Raw genomic sequence first — 17,778 nt, 5'->3', positions numbered from 1 at the left:
TGGAGATGAGTTGGACTTCCCAGGCTCGGCGCCCCACCTCCAACCCCGGAGGCACGGTTACGCTACTCCAGCTCAGTTTCGTCCCGGGTCCCGAATTGCAACTCCGCCAGCCGCGCATAGAGCGGGTTGCTGGCCACCAGCTGCCCGTGACGCCCGATGGCCACCACCTTTCCCCGCTCCATCACCGCGATGCGGTCGGCGTTCTGCACCGTGGCCAGGCGGTGGGCGATCACCAGTGTGGTGCGGCCACTCATCAGGGTCGGCAGCGCCTGCTGGATCAGGTGTTCGCTTTCGGCGTCCAGGGCGCTGGTAGCTTCATCCAGCAGCAGGATGGGCGCATCGACCAGCAGCGCGCGGGCGATGGCCAGTCGCTGCCGCTGGCCGCCGGACAGGCCGATACCGCCCTCCCCCAGGTGGGTCTGGTAACCCTGGGGCAAGCGGGTGATGAATTCGTGGGCGTGGGCCGCGCGAGCCGCCGCCTCCACCTCGGCATCGCTGGCCTCGGGGCGGCCGTAGCGGATGTTGTCCTCGACACTGCCGAAGAACAGCGCCGGATTCTGCGACACCAGGGCGAAGCAACGGCGCAGGTCGGCGGGGTCGAGCTGTTTCAGCTCCGTACCTTCCACCAGGATGGTGCCCTCCTGCGGGTCGAAGAAGCGCAGCAGCAGCTCGAACACCGTCGACTTGCCGGCCCCGGAAGGCCCCACCAGGGCCAGGGTCTCGCCGGGACGTATATCCAGGCTGACACCGTCCAGGGCATTGACCTGGGGGCGGTTGGGATAGGCGAAGCGCACATCGTGCAGCTCGATGCGGCCACTGACCCGTGGTGGCAGCAGCGCACCCCCTCTTGCCGGTGCGACGATGGCGTTTCGCGCCTGGAGCAGCTCGGCAATGCGCTCCGCCGCACCGGCGGCGCTCTGCAGTTCACCGATGACTTCGCTGACGGCACCGAATGCGGCGCCGACTATCAGGCTGTAGAAGACGAAGGCCGCCAGGTCGCCGGGCGAGATGCGCCCGGCTATCACGTCCGTGCCGCCGACCCAGAGCATCACCCCTACCGCGCCGAGCACCAGCACGATGACCAGCGTGATCAGCCAGGCGCGCTGGGCGATGCGCAGCCGCGCGGTATCGAAGGCCCCTTCCACCGTACGGGCGAAGCGCTGGCGATCCTGTGCCTGGTGGTTGTAGGCCTGCACCGTCTTGATCTGCCCCAGGGTCTCGCCCACGTAGCTGCCGACATCGGCGATGCGGTCCTGGCTCTGCCGCGACAGGCGCCGGACGCGGCGGCCGAAAACCAGGATGGGCGCCAGCACCAGTGGCAGCGCCAGCAGCACGATGCCGGTGAGCTTGGGATTGGTGATGAACAACAGGACGATGCCGCCGACCAGCATGATGCCATTGCGCAGCGCCATGGACAGGGATGAGCCGATCACCGATTGCAGCAGGGTGGTGTCGGCGGTCAGCCGCGACTGGATTTCCGAGGCGCGGTTGCTCTCGTAGAAGCCGGGGTGCAGCTGGACGAGATGGTCGAACACGCGCTTGCGGATATCCGCGACAAAGCGCTCGCCAATCCAGGACACCAGGTAGAAACGGGTGAAGGTGCCGACTGCCAGGGCCAGCACCAGTGCGAAGAACAGCATGATCGTCTGTTGCAGCGCCGCCTGGGACTGGGTCGTCAGCCCCTGGTCCACCAGCAGGCGAATGCCCTGCCCCATGGACAGGGTAATTCCGGCGGTGAACAACAATGCCAGCAAGGCACCGAGCACCCGCCAACGATAGGGCGAGACGAAGCGGCCAGCCATGCGCAGCGCATTGCGCTGCCGTGCGGAAAGTAAGGATGCCATCGAAGGACTCAGTCGGTTTGCCCAAGGGGTTGCACACCGCCCTGATCGGCAGTGTCCGGCGCTTCCGCCCACCAACCCACCAGGCACAGGCAGAGCGCCAACAGGTTGGTGGACAACGGGTTGAAAGCCTCGATCAGCAGGCCTGGGGCGAACAGGGCGACATCCAGCAGCAGCCCGGTCAGCAGAACCGCCGCCAGAGCCAGCGGCCAGCGCCGCCTGCGCACCCCCAACAGCAACAGGGCCAGGGCGATCTCCGCAAGGCCGGCGAGGGACGCCACCAGCTCCACCCGGGAAAAGCCGTGGGCGGCGATCATCAGTTTTTCATCTGCACTCAGCCAGAGCAGCTTGGGCACCAGGCCGTGGTAGAGGAACAGCAGCGCCAACCCCCAACGGGCCAGGGTGGCGAAACGATACGATTCAGCGGTCGGCATGCAGAAAGCGCCCCTCATGGTCGGGCGACGGCAGCAGGCAGACCTCGTACCGGCCGAAAATGCGGTAGCGGTTCAGGGCGATGCGGTCGTAACACCAGTCCCGCAGGCCCAGGGGGAGGAAGCGAAACAGCCCCAGCAGCGGCCAGGGTGACGGCAGCTGCCGGACGATACGCACTATGGCTTCGGATCGAATGACCAGCTCGCGACCCTCGACATAGAGCATGGTGGCGTAGCTATCGGTGGGCATGCCGAACCAGCGCAGGATCGCCTGGCCTTCCGGGGACTGCACAGAGGCCAGCTTGAAGACCCGCTCCCGATCATGGCGGATCAGGAACTTCGCCCAGACGTTGCAGAGTTTGCACACACCGTCGAAGAGCACGACACGCTCGCCGGGCCGGATATGGGGCGGGTACTGATCGGCATCCATCGCGATGCTCCTGCATCCACGGGAAGGTGACGCCGATAGTAGCCGATCCGCCCTTGCCTCAGTGAGACGCGGCCCCTGCGTCAGTGCGCATCGCCCCACCCCACGGGATATAGCAGTTCTTCCTTGTAGCCGGCCCAGACCCGTACGGCATCGGGAAAGGCCTCGTCCAGGGCGGGATCGCCGCTGTCCACCAGCAGGGGTCGGCCTGCCAGGGTACCGAGCTTGCGCTTGGTGGCCACCACTCTCAGATGCTCCAGGCCTATGGCGCGCAGCACGCGCGGGCTGATCTGCTGATTGCCGCGACCGATGATATGGCCCTGTCCCCCGATGGCGGTGACCAGCAGCCGCGTCGGATGACCGTCCACCAGTTCGAAGAGCTGCGCCTCGGTGACATCCCGCGCCAGCACCTGGCAGTCCTCGATCACGTCCACTCCCAGCAGGGAGGTTTCCAGCCCCAGGTTCGCGGCCAGGCCGTGCAGGGTCGAGCCGGGACCGAAGACGTAGCGCACGCCCTCCTCCCAGCTGTCGGCCAGCCAGTCGGCCAGCTCCACCAGCACCAGCTCCTCGGACTCCATGCCGCCCTGCTTCACGTTCTGCATGAAATGGCCTTCCTCAGGCACCGTCAGCTCGCCGTACCAGCGTGCAGCCACCTTGCCATCGCGCAGGGCGGACTCGTCCAGGTCACGTACCTCACCACTGGCCAGGCGCACCAGCCCTCCCTCCACCAGCCGCCGCGCCAGTTCCCCGGCGGCGCGCGGGCTGATGGCATAGACCCCCGAATGGATCTTCACCCCGGCGGGAATGCCCAGCACCGGCTGGCCCTCGCGCACCACGGCGCTGACATCCCGCGCCGTACCGTCGCCGCCAGCGAAGAGAATCAGCGCCACGCCAGCCTCCTGCAGGGCCTCGACCGCATGGCGGGTATCCTCAGCCCGGGTCTGCGGCCCATCGAGATGGCCCAGTACCCGGTGCGCAAAGCCCATCTCCGCCAACAGGTCGGCCCCCATGGAGCCGGGGAAGGTGAGGAACTGGATACGCCCGACGAGCGGCAACAGGCACTCCAGGGCCAGGCGCGTGCGCATCGTCGCCCTGGGCTCGGCGCCTCTGGCAAGCGCCTCTGCGGCGACCCCGTCGCTGCCCTTGAGTGCCGCCGGGCCACCCAGACCGGCCAGAGGGTTGATAATCAGACCCATATGGAACATGGACATGCTAAACCTCGTACTGAACTCGCACCCCGTGCAGGGGGTCCATCCACCAGGACCAGGAGGCTCGCAGTTGGCACATTCGCTGCTGGCGTTTCCTGGTCTTTCGTTTTTCCGGCGCATTGCCGGCGCCAACTGTCACTGCGTGTTCATCTACCGTACCTAGACTGCGCGCATTACCTGAAGAGGAGACAGGCCATGAGCTTGCACGACAGCACTTCCGATCGCCGCGTGGTCCCGCTGCAGCAGCGTCGCCCCGTAGGCGGCGCCATCATCGACGCCCAGGGCCGTGAGATTCCGATCACCGAAACCATGATCCAGCGCGCCTGCCAGGAACTGCACAAGCAGCTGGCACCCGAACTGAAACAGGCTTGACCCCTGTGGCCCGGGGCAATCCCGGGCCGCTTCCTACACCAGTTCCGCCCCCAACGCCCGGACCATTTCCGCCAGCCTCGGCGCATCCCCCGCCAGGCGCACCCGCAGCCCGTCGATCTCGCGCCGCACCGGATAGTGCTTGCGCAGGGCATCGAAGGCGGCGCGGCGCTGGACCTCGTCACCAACCAGGCTGCGGCGGAAATCCGCATCGTCGCGGCGCGGGTCGTAGACCGCCCGGCACAGGGTGGCCAGGGCCCAGTTGGGGTCGCAAGCGGCATCCAGGGCCAGCTCGCCCAGCCAGGGCGCCGGCAACTGCTCGTCGAGCCGGACGCTTTCGGCCTCTCCACTGAACCGGCACCAGGCCTGGTAGATCTGCGCCGTGCCACGCAACTTGCCGTCCAGGCTGTAACCGGCGATATGCGGAGTGGCGATCCGGCACAGGCGCGCCAGTTCCACGTCCGCCTGGGGCTCGCCTTCCCAGACATCCAGCACCGCGCGCAGTTCGCCACGGCGGGCCAGCACGTCGCGCAGGGCCTGGTTGTCCACCACCGCACCACGGCTGGCATTGATCAGCCAGGCACCAGGGCGCAAGCGCTCAAGGCGCCCGGCATCCAGCAGGTGGCGGGTCGGGTGCGCGCCGCTGGCGCTCAGCGGGGTATGCAGGCTGATGGCATCGCATTCGCGGAGGATGGTTTCCAGATCGACGTAGTCGCCGCCCTCGGCAGCCTGGCGCGGCGGGTCACAGACCAGCACGCGCCAGCCGAGGCCGTGCAGCATTTCCACCAGGCGCCCGCCGACCTGGCCGGCACCCACCACGCCATAGGTGCGCGAAGCGAGGTCGACGCCCGCGTCCTCGGCCAGCACCAGCAGGCTGCCGAGCACGTAGTCGACCACGCCGCGGGCGTTGCAGCCGGGCGCACTGGACCAGGCGATGCCGGCCTCGCTGAAGTAGTCGAGATCAAGGTGGTCGGTGCCTATGGTGCAGGTGCCGACGAAACGCACCGGGCTGCCGGCCAGCAGGGCACGGTCGACGCGGGTCACCGAACGCACCAGCAGGAGGTCGGCGTCCGCTAGTGCAGCGGCATCGATGGCGCGGCCGGGCAGGCGGCGGATTTCGCCCAGGCCGCCGAAGAAGGCATCGACCAGGGGTATGTTTTCGTCGGCAACTATTCGCATGGCAGGCTCCGGCAGAGAGACCGCTATTCTACGCAATCGGCCCGCTTGGCGCGCTAATGCTGCCCGTCCGCCCCCTTTCCTGACCAATACGTCAGGGCGTAGACTAGCCGTCCCTCAGCCTCCACGTCCCGTTCCGCCGGCAGCCTCTTCTGCAAAGGCTGGGATAGTGCAACGTTGCGAGCCCGTCGCAACCAGGCAGCATCCAACTCCCTGCCACCTAATGCCTGGACGCCACTGGTATGCCCAGTGGATGACTGATTGAAATGGATCTATCACTGAACCCCGCTCAAACCCGTTTCAGCCGCGCCAGCACCGAATTGCGCGCGCTGCTCAAGCTGGCCGCACCGATCATGATCGCCCAGCTTTCCAACTCCGCCATGGGCTTCGTCGATGCGGTGATGGCCGGCCGCGTCAGCCCCCGCGACCTGGCTGCCGTAGCCCTGGGCAACTCCATCTGGATTCCGGTGTTCCTGTTGATGACCGGCATCCTCCTGGCCACCACCGCCAAGGTGGCCGAGCGCTTCGGTGCCGGCAAACAGGACGAGATCGGCCCGCTGGTACGTCAGGCGCTCTGGCTCGCCCTGGTGGTAGGCCTCTGCGGCGCCCTGCTGCTGCTCAACGCCCGCCCGGTGCTGCAGCTGATGGGCGTGGACCCGGACCTGATCGACCCCGCCATGGGCTACCTGCACGGCATCGCCTTCGGCTTCCCGGCCGTAGCCCTCTACTACGTGCTGCGCTGCTTCAGCGATGGCCTGGGCCGCACCCGGCCGAGCATGGTGCTGGGCATCTGCGGCCTGCTGCTGAACATTCCGCTCAACTACATCCTGATCTACGGCCACCTGGGCATGCCCGCCTTGGGCGGCGTGGGTTGCGGCTGGGCCAGCGGCCTGGTGATGTGGTTCATGCTGCTGGGCATGTTTAGCTGGGTGACCCGCGCGCCGGCGTACAAGTCGAGCCAGCTGTTCGGCCGGTTCGACAAGCCGCAATGGCCGATGATCAAGCGCCTGCTTTCGATTGGCGGCCCCATCGGCATCGCGGTATTCGCCGAATCGAGCATCTTCGCCGTGATCGCCCTGCTGATCGGCGGACTGGGGGCCACCGTGGTGGCCGGGCACCAGATCGCGCTGAACTTCAGCGCCCTGATCTTCATGATTCCCTATGCCCTGGCCATGGCCGTCACAGTACGCGTCGGCCAGGCTCTGGGCCGCGGCGAGCCACGGGAAGCACGCTTCGCCGCCGGCATCGGCATCGCTACCGCGCTGGCCTACGCCTGCCTGTCCGCCAGCCTGATGCTGCTGTGCCGCGAACTGATCGCGAAGATGTATTCGCCCGATCCGCAGGTGATCGCGGTGGCAGCCATGCTGATCGTCTATTCGGCGCTATTCCAGTTCTCCGATGCCATCCAGGTCGCCGCAGCCGGCGCCCTGCGTGGTTACCAGGACACCCGCGCAACCATGCTCATCACCCTCTTCGCCTACTGGGGCATCGGCTTGCCGGTTGGCTACGCCCTCGGTTTGTCCGATTGGCTGGGCGAGCCAAGCGGCCCCAAAGGGCTCTGGCAAGGGCTGGTGGTTGGCCTGACCTGCGCTGCCGCGCTGCTCAGCTTGCGCCTGGCGCGCAGCTCCAGGGCAAGGATCCGGAGGTAATGAAAAGGGCCGCACTCAGCGGCCCTTTTTTCCTTCCGGCGAATGAGGCGCGCAGGGTCCGTCATTCGTCGGGATGCGCCGGCACCGCCGAGAGGTTTTCCCAGTAGCCCGGCGTCAGGAAATCCCGCCCCGCCAGCAGATGCTCCAGGTAGCTGCGGGTCGGCGAGAGGCCCGGTTCGCGCATGGCCGGGTTGGCGATGTAGACCCAGGCCGGCTGCACGCCTTTTTCGGTGATCACCGGCATGCGCTCGCGGCTGTAGAAGATCGGCGTACCCTCGAAAGGGTCCATCTTCCAGATTTCGTCCTCATGGGCCAGGCGATAGAGCACGCCTTCCACCACGCCGCCCTGCTGGTGGCGGATATTCGCGTAGGAACGGCCGGGACGGTCATGCGCGCGCTTGTCGAAGCACAGGGAGTACCCCTCCAGGCGTCCTGCCAGGGCTTCGCTGAAATCCAGACCGCGGCTGCGCATGCGCGCCGGGTTCATGTTCGAGCCGTAGGCGAAGTAGTAAGGCATCAGTCGGCCTTCTTGCGGATCCAGTAGAGATAGGTACCCGCCTCTTCCGCCTGGTCCAGCAGCTCATGGCCGAGGAAGACGCAGAACTTGGGGATGTCGCGGCGCGTCGACGGATCGGTGGCGATCACCTTGAGCAGGCCGCCGGCCGGCAGGTCGCGCACCTTGTTGTGCAGCATCATCACCGGCTCTGGGCAGTTCAGGCCGGTGGCGTCGAGGATGGCATCAGGCTGTTGGGACATGGGGCACTCCGAAAACTGGCGGCTATTGTGGCGCAAAGCCGGGAGTCCGCCCAGCCTTGCCGGCGCCGCTGCGACGTCCGGCCACAGCGCGACACAACCTTGGATCGGCGCCCGACGGCTCGAACCTCGGGCAAGCTGCACGGATCATCCCCAACTGCAGAACTCCGATGCGTCTCGCCAGCCTGTTCATCGCCCTCCTCCTGCTCGGCGGCTGCGCCGCCCGCGAACAATTGCCCGATTTTGGGCCCCTCGCCGACCGAGAACTGCCCGCCTCGCATTTTGAGACGGTGATAACTGCGCGCGACGGCACACGAATTTCGGCGACCGTCTTCCAGCCGGCGCTCAGACCCGGCGAACAGGCGCCTCTGGTGGTACACACCCACGGATGGGGCGGCTGGAGGGTGACCGGGCCGGACGGCTTCTACGGCCGGCAGATGATGTCCGGCCGCGCCGCCCTCAAGGCCTGGCGCGCCGGTTTCTGGGTGATCAGCTACGACCAGCGCGGCTGGGGCGGCAGCGATGGCGATATCGAGATGATGGACCCGCGCTACGAAGTGCAGGACGCCCTGGCGGTAATCGACTGGGCCAGCGCCCATCTGCCGCGCCTGGCCATGGATCGTCCCGGCGATCCGCGCGTCGGCATGCTCGGCGAAAGCTACGGCGGCGCCGTGCAACTGCTGGCCTCGGCGGAGGACCCGCGCATCGACGCCATAGTACCCATCGCCACCTGGTACGACCTGTCCGAGGCCCTGGCGCCGGGCGGCCGCATGAAGGTGGGCTGGACCGGGGTGTTGCTGGGCCTGGGCGTCGCCACCGGCTACGACCTCGGCAAGTTCACCCAGGCGCCCTACCTGAAGAGCGCGGGTGGCGAAATGGCGCCCCAGGTCCGGGCTGAGCTCAAGGCCCATAGCCTGGCCAGTTACTGCCAGCGCGGCCAGCGGCCCCATGCCGACGCGCTGCTGATCCAGGGCCTGCGCGACACCCTGTTCCCCCTCGACCAGGGCCTGGCGATCCGCGATTGCCTGCGCCAGGGCGAGGCCGACGTGCGCCTGCTGGGCATGCAGGGTGGACACATACTGCCGCCGCCCATGCAGCGCTGGAGCGGCCTGCCTCCCTTCAACAACGAGCCGGTGCTGCATTGCGGCGACCGCGCCATCAATCTCTATCAGGCAGTGGTCGCCTGGTACGAGGACAAGCTGCGCAATCGCCCTGGTGCCGCCGACAGCGTGCCGGACCTCTGTCTCAGCCTGGACCTGGACAACGGCCTGGCCCTGCAGCATCTACCGCAGGCCGAGGCAACCCAGCCCTTGCCGGAAACCCGCATTCGCCCGCTGACCAGCGGCTGGTTGAGCCCGGCCACCTTCATCCCCCTGCGCAAGGCGGACGCCGCCAGCGGACTGGTTGGCAGCGCCCGTCTGCGTCTGGAGCAGGCTGCTGACACGCCGCTGCTGTTCGCCTCGCTGGCGGTTCGACGGGGCGGCGGCGACATCGAGGTACTGAGCGAACAGGTCACGCCACTCAACGCCCGCCAGATCGATCTGGCCGCCGCCAGCGCGCTGCTCCAGCCCGGTGACGAGCTGGGCCTGCGGGTCAGCGGCTTCAGCGGCCAATACCTGTTCAATAGTTCGTGGAATCCTCGCGCCGCGACGCTCAAGGGCGATATCAGCCTGCCGCCGCTGCTGCCGCTGGAGGCGCCGCTGGCCAGGCAGTGAAAGCCGGCGCAGCATGGGGCATTTCCCGGAGGATGCGGCATGGCCCAGGCTCCCGAGCGCAACTGGTGCGTCAAGCGGCTGGATGACAATGGCAATGAGTTCGTCCTGCGCGCGGGGCTGACCCGCGAGGAAGCCGAGCGCCTGGCCGCGGAATACCAGGAGCGGGGGCACAAGCAGAGTTACTGGGTGAGCCGGATGCGGGCTTGATGTAGGGGCGAATTCATTCGCCAAGCAGGCCGAAGGGCTGCCCTGCGGGGCCGGGGGGGCAGCTACGCTGCCCTTGGCGAATGAATTCGCCCCTACAAGAAATTACCCATGCGGGACCTTGCCCCCTCACAACCTGCGCAGATGGCAGGTCACTTCCTCGCGATCGTGATAGAGCTGCTTGCAGCCGATGGATACCTTCAGCCCCCGCCCCTTGAGCCCATCGTCGATGCGCGCGAGCAGCTTCTGCACCTCGGCATAACGCTGTTTCATTGGCAGCTTGAGATTAACGACGGCCTCCTGGCACCAGCCCTCGCCCAGCCAGGTCTCGATCATCGCCGCGGTGCGCGCGGGTTTCTCCACGATGTCGCAGACCATCCAGTTCACCGGCCGCCGCGGCTTGAAGGTGAAGCCGTCGGCGCGCTGGTGCTCGACGAAGCCGGAGTACATCAGGTTCTCGGCCATCGGGCCGTTGTCCACCGCCGTCACCTTGATCTCCCGCTGCACCAGCTGCCAGGTCCAGCCACCGGGGGCGGCGCCCAGGTCCACGGCGGTCATGCCCGGCGCCAGGCGCTTGTCCCAGTCGGCGCGGGGAATGAAGTGATGCCAGGCTTCTTCCAGCTTGAGGGTCGAACGGCTGGGCGCCTCGCGGGGGAACTTCAGGCGCGGGATACCCATGGGCCAGAGCGCCGAATTGTTCGACTCGGCCAGGCCGATGAAAGCCTCGCGACCGCTGCGGAAGGTCAACAACAGGCGCGGCAGCTGCGGATCGTCCTTGAGCCGGCCGGCCTTGGCCAGGGCAGCGCGCAGGGGCTTTTCGAACTTGCGGCAGAAGGTCGACAGCTCCTTGCCATCGTTGGTATCCAGCACCTCCAGCCAGAGGCTGCCGCACACCGGGTAGCCGGCCAGCGCCTCCAGCAGCACGCCGATTCGATCGGTTTCCGGCAGGTCGACATATTCGCCGCGGGCCCACTGGCGCGGAAAGATCAGCTGGCCGAAGCGCAGCTTGCGCATCATCCGCTCGGCACCGCCGGGCTCGGTGCAAATGAACTCGGCACAGGCGCTCTGCGGCTTGGCCTTGGCGTATCCGGCCACGTCGAGGCGGGCGGCATGTTCGGAAATCTCGGCACAGACCTCGCCCTCGAAGCCGGGGCGGCAGTGCAGCAACAGAGTGTTCATCGGGGGGCTCCTCCTGGGCGCGCACTATAGTTGCGCGGCGGCTGTTTTCACACAGGCCACGGAGTAATTTCATACAGCCGGGCGCTTTGTCTCCGGGAAACCCGGGCGCGCCCAGCCGGTCGGCTACTATGGCGAGACCCGCCAAGCAGAACTAGCCTTTAAGGTTCTGTACGAGCAGCTGGCCCATGCCGTGTGGGCCAAAAGGAGATGTCCCAATGCCTTCCCTGGATAGCCTGAACTGCCGCCGCAGCCTCGATGTCGCTGGCAAGACATACCACTACTTCAGCCTTCCCGAGGCCGCCAAGCGCCTCGGCCCCATCGACAGGCTGCCTATGTCGATGAAGGTGCTGCTGGAGAACCTGCTGCGCTGGGAGGACGACGAAACCGTCAGTGCCGCCGATCTCAAGGCCCTGGCCGACTGGCTCGGCCCGCGCAGTTCGGAGCGGGAGATCCAGTACCGCCCGGCGCGGGTGCTGATGCAGGACTTCACCGGCGTACCGGCAGTGGTCGACCTGGCCGCCATGCGCGCCGCCGTGGCCGCTGCCGGCGGCGACCCGCAGCGGATCAATCCGCTGTCGCCGGTGGACCTGGTGATCGACCACTCGGTGATGGTGGACCGCTTCGCCTCCCAGGCCGCCTTCGAGCAGAACGTCGAGATGGAGATGCAGCGCAATGGCGAACGTTATGCCTTCCTGCGCTGGGGCCAGCGCGCCTTCGACAACTTCAGCGTGGTGCCGCCGGGCACCGGCATCTGCCACCAGGTCAACCTGGAATACCTCGCCCGCACCGTCTGGTCCCGGGAAGAAGACGGCATCACCTGGGCCTTCCCCGACACCCTGGTCGGCACCGACTCCCACACCACCATGATCAACGGCCTCGGCGTGCTCGGCTGGGGCGTCGGCGGCATCGAGGCCGAGGCCGCGATGCTCGGCCAACCGGTATCCATGCTGATTCCCGAGGTGATCGGCTTCAAGCTCACCGGCAAGCTCCGCGAAGGTATCACCGCCACCGACCTGGTGCTCACCGTCACCCAGATGCTGCGCAAGAAGGGCGTGGTGGGGAAATTCGTCGAGTTCTACGGCGACGGCCTGGCCGACCTGCCCCTGGCCGACCGCGCCACCATTGCCAACATGGCCCCGGAATACGGCGCCACTTGCGGCTTCTTCCCGGTGGACGAAATCACCCTGGGTTACCTGCGACTGTCCGGCCGCCCGGATGAGACGGTGCAGTTGGTAGAGGCCTACAGCAAGGCCCAGGGCCTGTGGCGGGAGCCCGGCCATGAGCCCGCGTTCACCGACAGCGTGGCACTGGACCTCTCCAGCGTTGTAGCCAGCCTGGCCGGCCCGCGGCGACCGCAGGACCGTGTGCCGCTACCCCAGGTACCCCAGGCCTTCGACGACTTGTTGGGTCTGCAGTTGAAGCCCGAGGGCGAGCGCGATGTGGGCAATGGCCTGGTCACCCTCGACGATGGCCAGAGTTTCGCCCTGGATGATGGCGCCGTGGTCATTGCCGCCATCACCTCCTGCACCAACACCTCCAACCCCAGCGTGATGATGGCCGCCGGCCTGCTGGCGAAAAAGGCCGTGGAAAAGGGCCTCACCCGCAAGCCCTGGGTCAAGTCCTCCCTGGCCCCCGGCTCCAAGGTGGTGACCGAGTACTTCCGCGCCGCCGGCCTCACCCCCTACCTCGACCAGCTCGGTTTCAACCTGGTGGGTTACGGCTGCACTACCTGCATCGGCAATTCCGGACCGCTACTGGACCCCATCGAACAGGCCATTCAGCAAGCCGACCTGACCGTGGCCTCGGTACTTTCCGGCAACCGCAACTTCGAGGGCCGGGTGCACCCGCTGGTGAAGGCCAACTGGCTGGCCTCGCCCCCCCTGGTGGTGGCCTACGCCCTGGCCGGCAGCATACGCCTGGACCTCGCCAGCCAGCCCCTGGGCCAAGGCAAGGACGGCCAACCGGTCTACCTCAAGGACATCTGGCCAAGCCAGCAGGAGATCGCCGCCGCCATCCAGAAAGTGGATACCGCCATGTTCCGCAAGGAGTACGCCGAGGTCTTCGCCGGCGACGACCAGTGGCGGGCGATCGAAGTGCCCGAATCCGACACCTATGCCTGGCAGACGGACTCCACCTACATCCAGCACCCGCCCTTCTTCGCCGACATCACCGGCGCTCCGCCTAAGGTGGAAGACGTACGCCAGGCGCGCATCCTCGCCCTGCTGGGCGACTCGGTGACCACCGACCACATCTCCCCCGCCGGCAACATCAAGGCCGACAGCCCGGCCGGACGCTACCTGCGCGAGCATAGTGTCCAGCCTGCCGACTTCAACTCCTACGGCTCGCGGCGCGGCAACCATGAGGTGATGATGCGCGGCACCTTCGCCAATATCCGCATCCGCAACGAGATGCTCGGCGGCGAGGAAGGCGGCAACACCCTGCATGTGCCCAGCGGCGAGAAACTGGCCATCTATGACGCCGCCATGCGCTACCAGGCCGACGACACGCCGCTGGTGATAGTCGCCGGCAAGGAATACGGCACCGGTTCCTCCCGTGACTGGGCGGCAAAGGGCACCAACCTGCTGGGGGTCAAGGCGGTGATCGCGGAGAGCTTCGAGCGCATCCACCGCTCCAACCTGGTGGGCATGGGCGTGCTGCCCCTGCAGTTCAAGGACGGCGACGACCGCAAGACCCTCGGTCTGACCGGCAGGGAAATCCTCACCATCAGCGGGCTGGACGGTGCCATCCTGCGGCCGCACATGGACCTGCGCCTGGAAGTCACCCGCGAAGACGGGTCGAAGGACGAGGCGCAGCTGCTGTGCCGCATCGATACGTTGAACGAGGTCGAGTACTTCAAGGCCGGCGGCATCCTGCACTACGTGCTGCGCCAGCTGCTGGCGGGGTAGCGGCTGCGCCCTCGCAGGTTGGTGCTGAGCCCGCGAAGCCCAACAGGGTCCCACTCGGTGCCCCAAATCGTTGGGCTTCGCTGCGCTCAGCGCCAACCTACAAGACCCGCGTAGCCCGGATGAAATCCGGGATGAGTCGTTACACGCGCTCACCTCCCCGGCCCCACGCCCCCTTTGAGACGAAACGGCGTTGGCAAGAGCCGGGATAGACGGGCGACGCAAACAACAATGGAAGCGGCCGCGAACTGAAGCTGGGTAGACTAACGCGCAAAGAAAAGGCTCAACCTAAGCGCCTGGATGCCGATAGCAGTAGTAAGCCTTGCGGATGGAAACCATGAGAAACAATCAACCTATCACCCAACGGGAACGCAGCTTCCCGGCCGAGCAACGCCTGATCTCCACCACGGACAGCAAGGGTGTGATCACCTATTGCAACGAGGCGTTCATCGATCTCAGCGGCTACAGCCGAGAAGAGCTGATCCGCGCACCCCACAACCTGGTCCGCCACCCCGATGTGCCGCCGGCGGTGTTCGCCCATATGTGGACCACCCTGAAGAAGGGCCGTCCCTGGATGGGCCTGGTGAAGAACCGCTGCAAGAACGGCGACCACTACTGGGTCAACGCCTATGTCACCCCCATCTTCGAAGGCAGCCAGGTCACCGGCTACGAATCCGTGCGGGTCAAGCCGACCGCCGAACAGGTGCGCCGGGCCGAGGCCCTCTACCAGCGCCTGAATACCGGCAAGCCGGCCATTCCCAGGCGCGACCGCTGGCAGCCAGTGCTGCAGGACTGGCTGCCCTTCATCCTGATCAGCCAGATCGGCTTTCTCATCGGCGCTTGGCTGGACTCCCATTGGGGCTTCCTCCTCGCGGCCCTGCTTTCGGTGCCCCTGGGTCTCATCGGCCTGGCCTGGCAGAACCGTGGCATCAAGCGCCTGCTGCACCTGGCCGACCAGACCACCTCGGACCCGCTGATTGCCCAGATGTTCACCGATAGCCGCGGTGTCCAGGCACGGCTGGAAATGGCCATGCTCAGCCAGGAAGCCCGCCTCAAGACCTGCCTGACCCGCTTGCAAGACACCGCCGAGCACCTCGCCCAGCAGGCCAGCGAGGCCGATGCCCTGGCCCACAACAGTTCCGAAGGGCTGGAACGCCAGCGGGTGGAGACCGAACAGGTGGCCGCCGCGGTCAACCAGATGGCCGCCACGACCCAGGAAGTCGCCAACAACGTGCAACGCACCGCCGATGCCACTCAGCAAGCCAACCGCCTGACCAGCCAGGGCCGGACCATCGCTGCCGAGACCCGCGAAGCCATTCAGCGCCTGTCGCGGTCGGTGGGGGAAACCGGCGAGACCGTGACCCGGCTGGCCCAGGACAGCAACCAGATCGGCGGCGTAGTGGATGTGATCAAGGGCATCGCCGACCAGACCAACCTGCTGGCGCTGAACGCCGCCATCGAGGCCGCCCGCGCCGGCGAGATGGGCCGCGGCTTCGCCGTGGTCGCCGACGAAGTGCGCCAGCTGGCGCAGCGCACGGCGGAATCCACCGGGCAGATCCACCAGCTGATTGCCCAGCTGCAGAAGACCGCCGAAGAGGCCGTACACACCATGGAGCATGGTCGCCGCCAGGCCGACGAAGGTGTCGAGCGCGTGCTCCAGGCCGACCGGGCGCTGGTGGGGATCAGCGAATCGGTCGCCAACATCGCCGACATGGCCGACCAGATCGCCGCCGCCACCGAGGAGCAGAGCGCGGTGGCCGAGCAGATCAACCAGAGCATCGCCAGCATCGCCCACCTGGCCGACCAGACCTCGGGCGAAGCCCAGCGCACCGCCCTGCTCAGCGAGGAACTGACGCACACGGCGCAGGGGCAGTACTCCCTGGTGGACAGGTTCAATCGCTGATTCCGAGCCATGAAGAAGGGCGCCGCAAGGCGCCCTTTTCTTTTTTGGCTCAGCCCATGATCAGGTGGACCATCAGCTCCTTGTGCAGCGGATCGCTCTGCACCACCAGCAAGGCGATGGCCGCCAAGGCGTTGTCGTTGATCTTCAACTCGCCATCCGGCTTCAGGTGATGCCGATGTTGTCCGAAGTGGTGTCGAACAACTTGCCCATCTGTTTCTGCGTAAGCCAGACGGTCTCACCATCGAGCCGAACTTCGGTGATGCAGTCGCCTGCATCTTGGTAGATCAGTACGGGTATATCGGTATGCAGCGAACTCATTCGCGGGCCTCGTCCTTGGCAGTAATCGGAACCAGCAGTCTGCTGGCATCCGCCAAGGGCCAGGGCAGCGTCAGGCCGTCAGGAATTTCGCTACTTCATCAGCCGCACTCTGCAGATGCTGCTCATGGGTCAGCCCAGACGCCTTGAGCGGCTTTAGGTCGTGGTCCCCCGCCACCAGCCAGTGCACGTGGATGGCATCAGAAAGGTTGTAGCCCTCCACAGTGAGGCGGTCGCCCATGGCGTCGCGCTCGCCCTGGACGATCAGGGCCGACGTCTTCAGATCCGCCAGGTGGGCGACGCGGGGCTTGTCCGCCTTACCCACGGCATGAAAGGGGTAGCCCAGGCAGACCAGGGCATCCGCACCCAGTTCGTCAGCCAGCAGGCTGGCCATGCGCCCGCCCATGGACTTGCCGCCAATGGCCAGGCGCCCTGTGACCTGCTGTCGCACCAGGGCATGGATTTCCCGCCAGCAGGCCAGCAACTGGGCCTGCTGATTCGGCGGCCGGCGGCGCCCGTCCTCACGCCGTGCGGCCATGTAGGGGAACTCGAAGCGAACCACCGCAACCCCGCGTGCAGCCAACCTTTGCGCCATGTCGTCCATGAATGGACTGTCCATGGGCGCACCCGCCCCGTGGGCCAGGATCAGGGTGCTCACAACCGGGCCGTCCGGCCTGTTCCACAACAGCATTCAGTCTTCTCCGTCAGTCGAGGGTGATTGATCCAGGTCAATGGTCGCCCAATGGCCTTTCACCATGCTTGCCTCGCAATCCAAAAACCGTGGACGGAAGCCCATAACATGAGCACAGCAAGCAGTACCGCCTATAACTACAAGGTGGTCCGCCAGTTCGCCATCATGACGGTGGTCTGGGGAATCGTCGGGATGGGGCTCGGCGTTCTCATAGCCGCACAACTGGCCTGGCCGGAACTCAACTTCAACCTGCCCTGGACCAGCTTCGGTCGCCTGCGACCACTGCATACCAATGCGGTGATCTTCGCCTTCGGCGGCTGCGCGCTGTTTGCCACCTCCTACTATGCGGTGCAACGCACCTGCCAGGTCCGGCTGATTTCCGACCGACTGGCCGCCTTCACCTTCTGGGGCTGGCAAGCCGTGATCGTGCTGGCCGCCATCAGCCTGCCGATGGGCTGGACCAGCTCGAAAGAATACGCCGAGTTGGAGTGGCCGATCGACATCCTGATCACCATTGTCTGGGTCAGCTACGCCATCGTCTTCTTCGGCACCGTGGCCAAGCGCAAGACCAAGCACATCTATGTGGGCAACTGGTTCTTCGGCGGCTTCATCCTCACCGTGGCCCTCCTCCACCTGGTGAACAACCTGGAGCTCCCGGTCACCCTGACCAAGTCCTACTCGCTCTACTCGGGCGCCACCGATGCCATGATCCAGTGGTGGTACGGCCACAACGCGGTGGGCTTCTTCCTCACCGCCGGCTTCCTCGGGATGATGTATTACTTCGTGCCCAAGCAGGCCGAGCGCCCGGTGTATTCCTACCGGCTGTCCATCGTGCACTTCTGGGCGCTGATCACCCTGTACATCTGGGCCGGTCCGCACCACCTGCACTACACCGCCCTGCCGGACTGGGCCCAGTCCCTCGGCATGGTGATGTCCCTGGTGCTGCTGGCACCCAGCTGGGGCGGCATGATCAACGGCATGATGACCCTCTCCGGCGCCTGGCATAAGCTGCGC

Annotated in this window: 17 protein-coding genes; 7 read left to right on the top strand and 10 right to left on the bottom strand. The window is 66.4% G+C overall.

The window, feature by feature from the left end; all coding sequences use genetic code 11:
• Positions 1-62: 62 nt before the first annotated feature.
• The 4 genes from E8F12_RS06260 to E8F12_RS06245 all read right to left on the bottom strand — a co-directional run bounded on the left by E8F12_RS06260 (position 63) and on the right by E8F12_RS06245 (position 3,910).
• Positions 63-1,844, bottom strand: coding sequence for an ABC transporter transmembrane domain-containing protein (locus E8F12_RS06260; protein WP_280324416.1), 1,782 nt, complete (start codon positions 1,842-1,844; stop codon positions 63-65).
• Between the two features lie 8 nt (positions 1,845-1,852).
• A complete protein-coding gene (locus E8F12_RS06255) occupies positions 1,853-2,275 on the bottom strand; it encodes a DoxX-like family protein (RefSeq protein WP_280324415.1) in 423 nt (140 codons plus the stop codon).
• Positions 2,262-2,702 (bottom strand): thiol-disulfide oxidoreductase DCC family protein, encoded by a 441-nt coding sequence (locus E8F12_RS06250; RefSeq protein WP_280324414.1) that lies wholly within the window; start codon positions 2,700-2,702, stop codon positions 2,262-2,264. The genes E8F12_RS06255 and E8F12_RS06250 overlap by 14 nt, the downstream gene beginning before the upstream one ends.
• Positions 2,703-2,782: 80 nt before the next feature.
• Positions 2,783-3,910 carry an ATP-NAD kinase family protein gene (locus tag E8F12_RS06245; protein ID WP_280324413.1) on the bottom strand — a complete coding sequence of 376 codons (1,128 nt, stop codon included), beginning with the start codon at positions 3,908-3,910 and terminating at the stop codon, positions 2,783-2,785.
• A 192-nt stretch (positions 3,911-4,102) separates the two neighbouring features.
• Between E8F12_RS06245 and E8F12_RS06240 the strand changes: the two genes are divergently transcribed.
• Positions 4,103-4,279, top strand: a complete 177-nt coding sequence (locus E8F12_RS06240) for a PA1571 family protein (protein ID WP_280324412.1) — start codon at positions 4,103-4,105, stop codon at positions 4,277-4,279.
• A gap of 33 nt (positions 4,280-4,312) precedes the next feature.
• Here E8F12_RS06240 and pdxB read toward each other — a convergent pair whose 3' ends face one another.
• Positions 4,313-5,455 (bottom strand): 4-phosphoerythronate dehydrogenase PdxB, encoded by a 1,143-nt coding sequence (gene pdxB, locus E8F12_RS06235; RefSeq protein WP_280324411.1) that lies wholly within the window; start codon positions 5,453-5,455, stop codon positions 4,313-4,315.
• Positions 5,456-5,718: 263 nt separating this feature from the next.
• Between pdxB and E8F12_RS06230 the strand changes: the two genes are divergently transcribed.
• Complete coding sequence (locus E8F12_RS06230) at positions 5,719-7,101, top strand: MATE family efflux transporter (protein ID WP_280324410.1); 1,383 nt, start codon at positions 5,719-5,721, stop codon at positions 7,099-7,101.
• A 61-nt stretch (positions 7,102-7,162) separates the two neighbouring features.
• Here E8F12_RS06230 and E8F12_RS06225 read toward each other — a convergent pair whose 3' ends face one another.
• Together E8F12_RS06225 and tusA are read right to left on the bottom strand one after the other, a co-directional pair.
• Positions 7,163-7,618, bottom strand: a complete 456-nt coding sequence (locus E8F12_RS06225) for a gamma-glutamylcyclotransferase (RefSeq protein WP_280324409.1) — start codon at positions 7,616-7,618, stop codon at positions 7,163-7,165.
• Positions 7,618-7,857: a sulfurtransferase TusA gene (tusA, locus tag E8F12_RS06220; protein ID WP_280324408.1), complete on the bottom strand. Its 240-nt coding sequence runs from the start codon at positions 7,855-7,857 to the stop codon at positions 7,618-7,620. The genes E8F12_RS06225 and tusA overlap by 1 nt, the downstream gene beginning before the upstream one ends.
• Before the next feature lie 167 nt (positions 7,858-8,024).
• Here tusA and E8F12_RS06215 point away from each other — a divergent pair, with 167 nt between their 5' ends.
• Both E8F12_RS06215 and E8F12_RS06210 read left to right on the top strand, forming a co-directional pair.
• Positions 8,025-9,569 carry an alpha/beta fold hydrolase gene (locus E8F12_RS06215; protein ID WP_280324407.1) on the top strand — a complete coding sequence of 515 codons (1,545 nt, stop codon included), beginning with the start codon at positions 8,025-8,027 and terminating at the stop codon, positions 9,567-9,569.
• 39 nt (positions 9,570-9,608) lie between these two features.
• The gene (locus tag E8F12_RS06210) at positions 9,609-9,776 is read left to right on the top strand and encodes a hypothetical protein (RefSeq protein ID WP_280324406.1); all 168 of its coding nucleotides are present in this window, start codon (positions 9,609-9,611) and stop codon (positions 9,774-9,776) included.
• 126 nt (positions 9,777-9,902) lie between these two features.
• Here the strand turns inward: E8F12_RS06210 and rlmM are convergent, their stop codons facing one another.
• A complete protein-coding gene (gene rlmM, locus E8F12_RS06205; RefSeq protein ID WP_280324405.1) occupies positions 9,903-10,952 on the bottom strand; it encodes a 23S rRNA (cytidine(2498)-2'-O)-methyltransferase RlmM in 1,050 nt (349 codons plus the stop codon).
• A 215-nt stretch (positions 10,953-11,167) separates the two neighbouring features.
• Between rlmM and acnA the strand changes: the two genes are divergently transcribed.
• Both acnA and E8F12_RS06195 read left to right on the top strand, forming a co-directional pair.
• Entirely contained in the window at positions 11,168-13,858 is a 2,691-nt protein-coding gene (acnA, locus tag E8F12_RS06200; protein ID WP_280324404.1) for an aconitate hydratase AcnA, read from the top strand.
• 334 nt (positions 13,859-14,192) lie between these two features.
• Positions 14,193-15,758: a PAS domain-containing methyl-accepting chemotaxis protein gene (locus E8F12_RS06195; RefSeq protein ID WP_280324403.1), complete on the top strand. Its 1,566-nt coding sequence runs from the start codon at positions 14,193-14,195 to the stop codon at positions 15,756-15,758.
• Positions 15,759-15,920: 162 nt separating this feature from the next.
• Here E8F12_RS06195 and E8F12_RS06190 read toward each other — a convergent pair whose 3' ends face one another.
• Positions 15,921-16,076, bottom strand: a complete 156-nt coding sequence (locus tag E8F12_RS06190) for a hypothetical protein (protein WP_280324402.1) — start codon at positions 16,074-16,076, stop codon at positions 15,921-15,923.
• Positions 16,077-16,146: 70 nt separating this feature from the next.
• Positions 16,147-16,764, bottom strand: a complete 618-nt coding sequence (locus tag E8F12_RS06185) for an alpha/beta family hydrolase (RefSeq protein ID WP_280324401.1) — start codon at positions 16,762-16,764, stop codon at positions 16,147-16,149.
• A gap of 108 nt (positions 16,765-16,872) precedes the next feature.
• On the opposite strand from E8F12_RS06185, the gene E8F12_RS06180 reads away from it, so the two are divergent.
• Positions 16,873-17,778, top strand: a 906-nt coding sequence (locus E8F12_RS06180; RefSeq protein WP_280324400.1) for a cbb3-type cytochrome c oxidase subunit I, incomplete at its 3' end; no start/stop codon positions are given.

The organism is Pseudomonas sp. BN102 (assembly GCF_029871245.1).
GTDB lineage: Bacteria > Pseudomonadota > Gammaproteobacteria > Pseudomonadales > Pseudomonadaceae > Metapseudomonas.
Note: the sequence above shows the minus strand (reverse complement) of the source record. Positions and strands in the feature narration are given on the sequence as shown.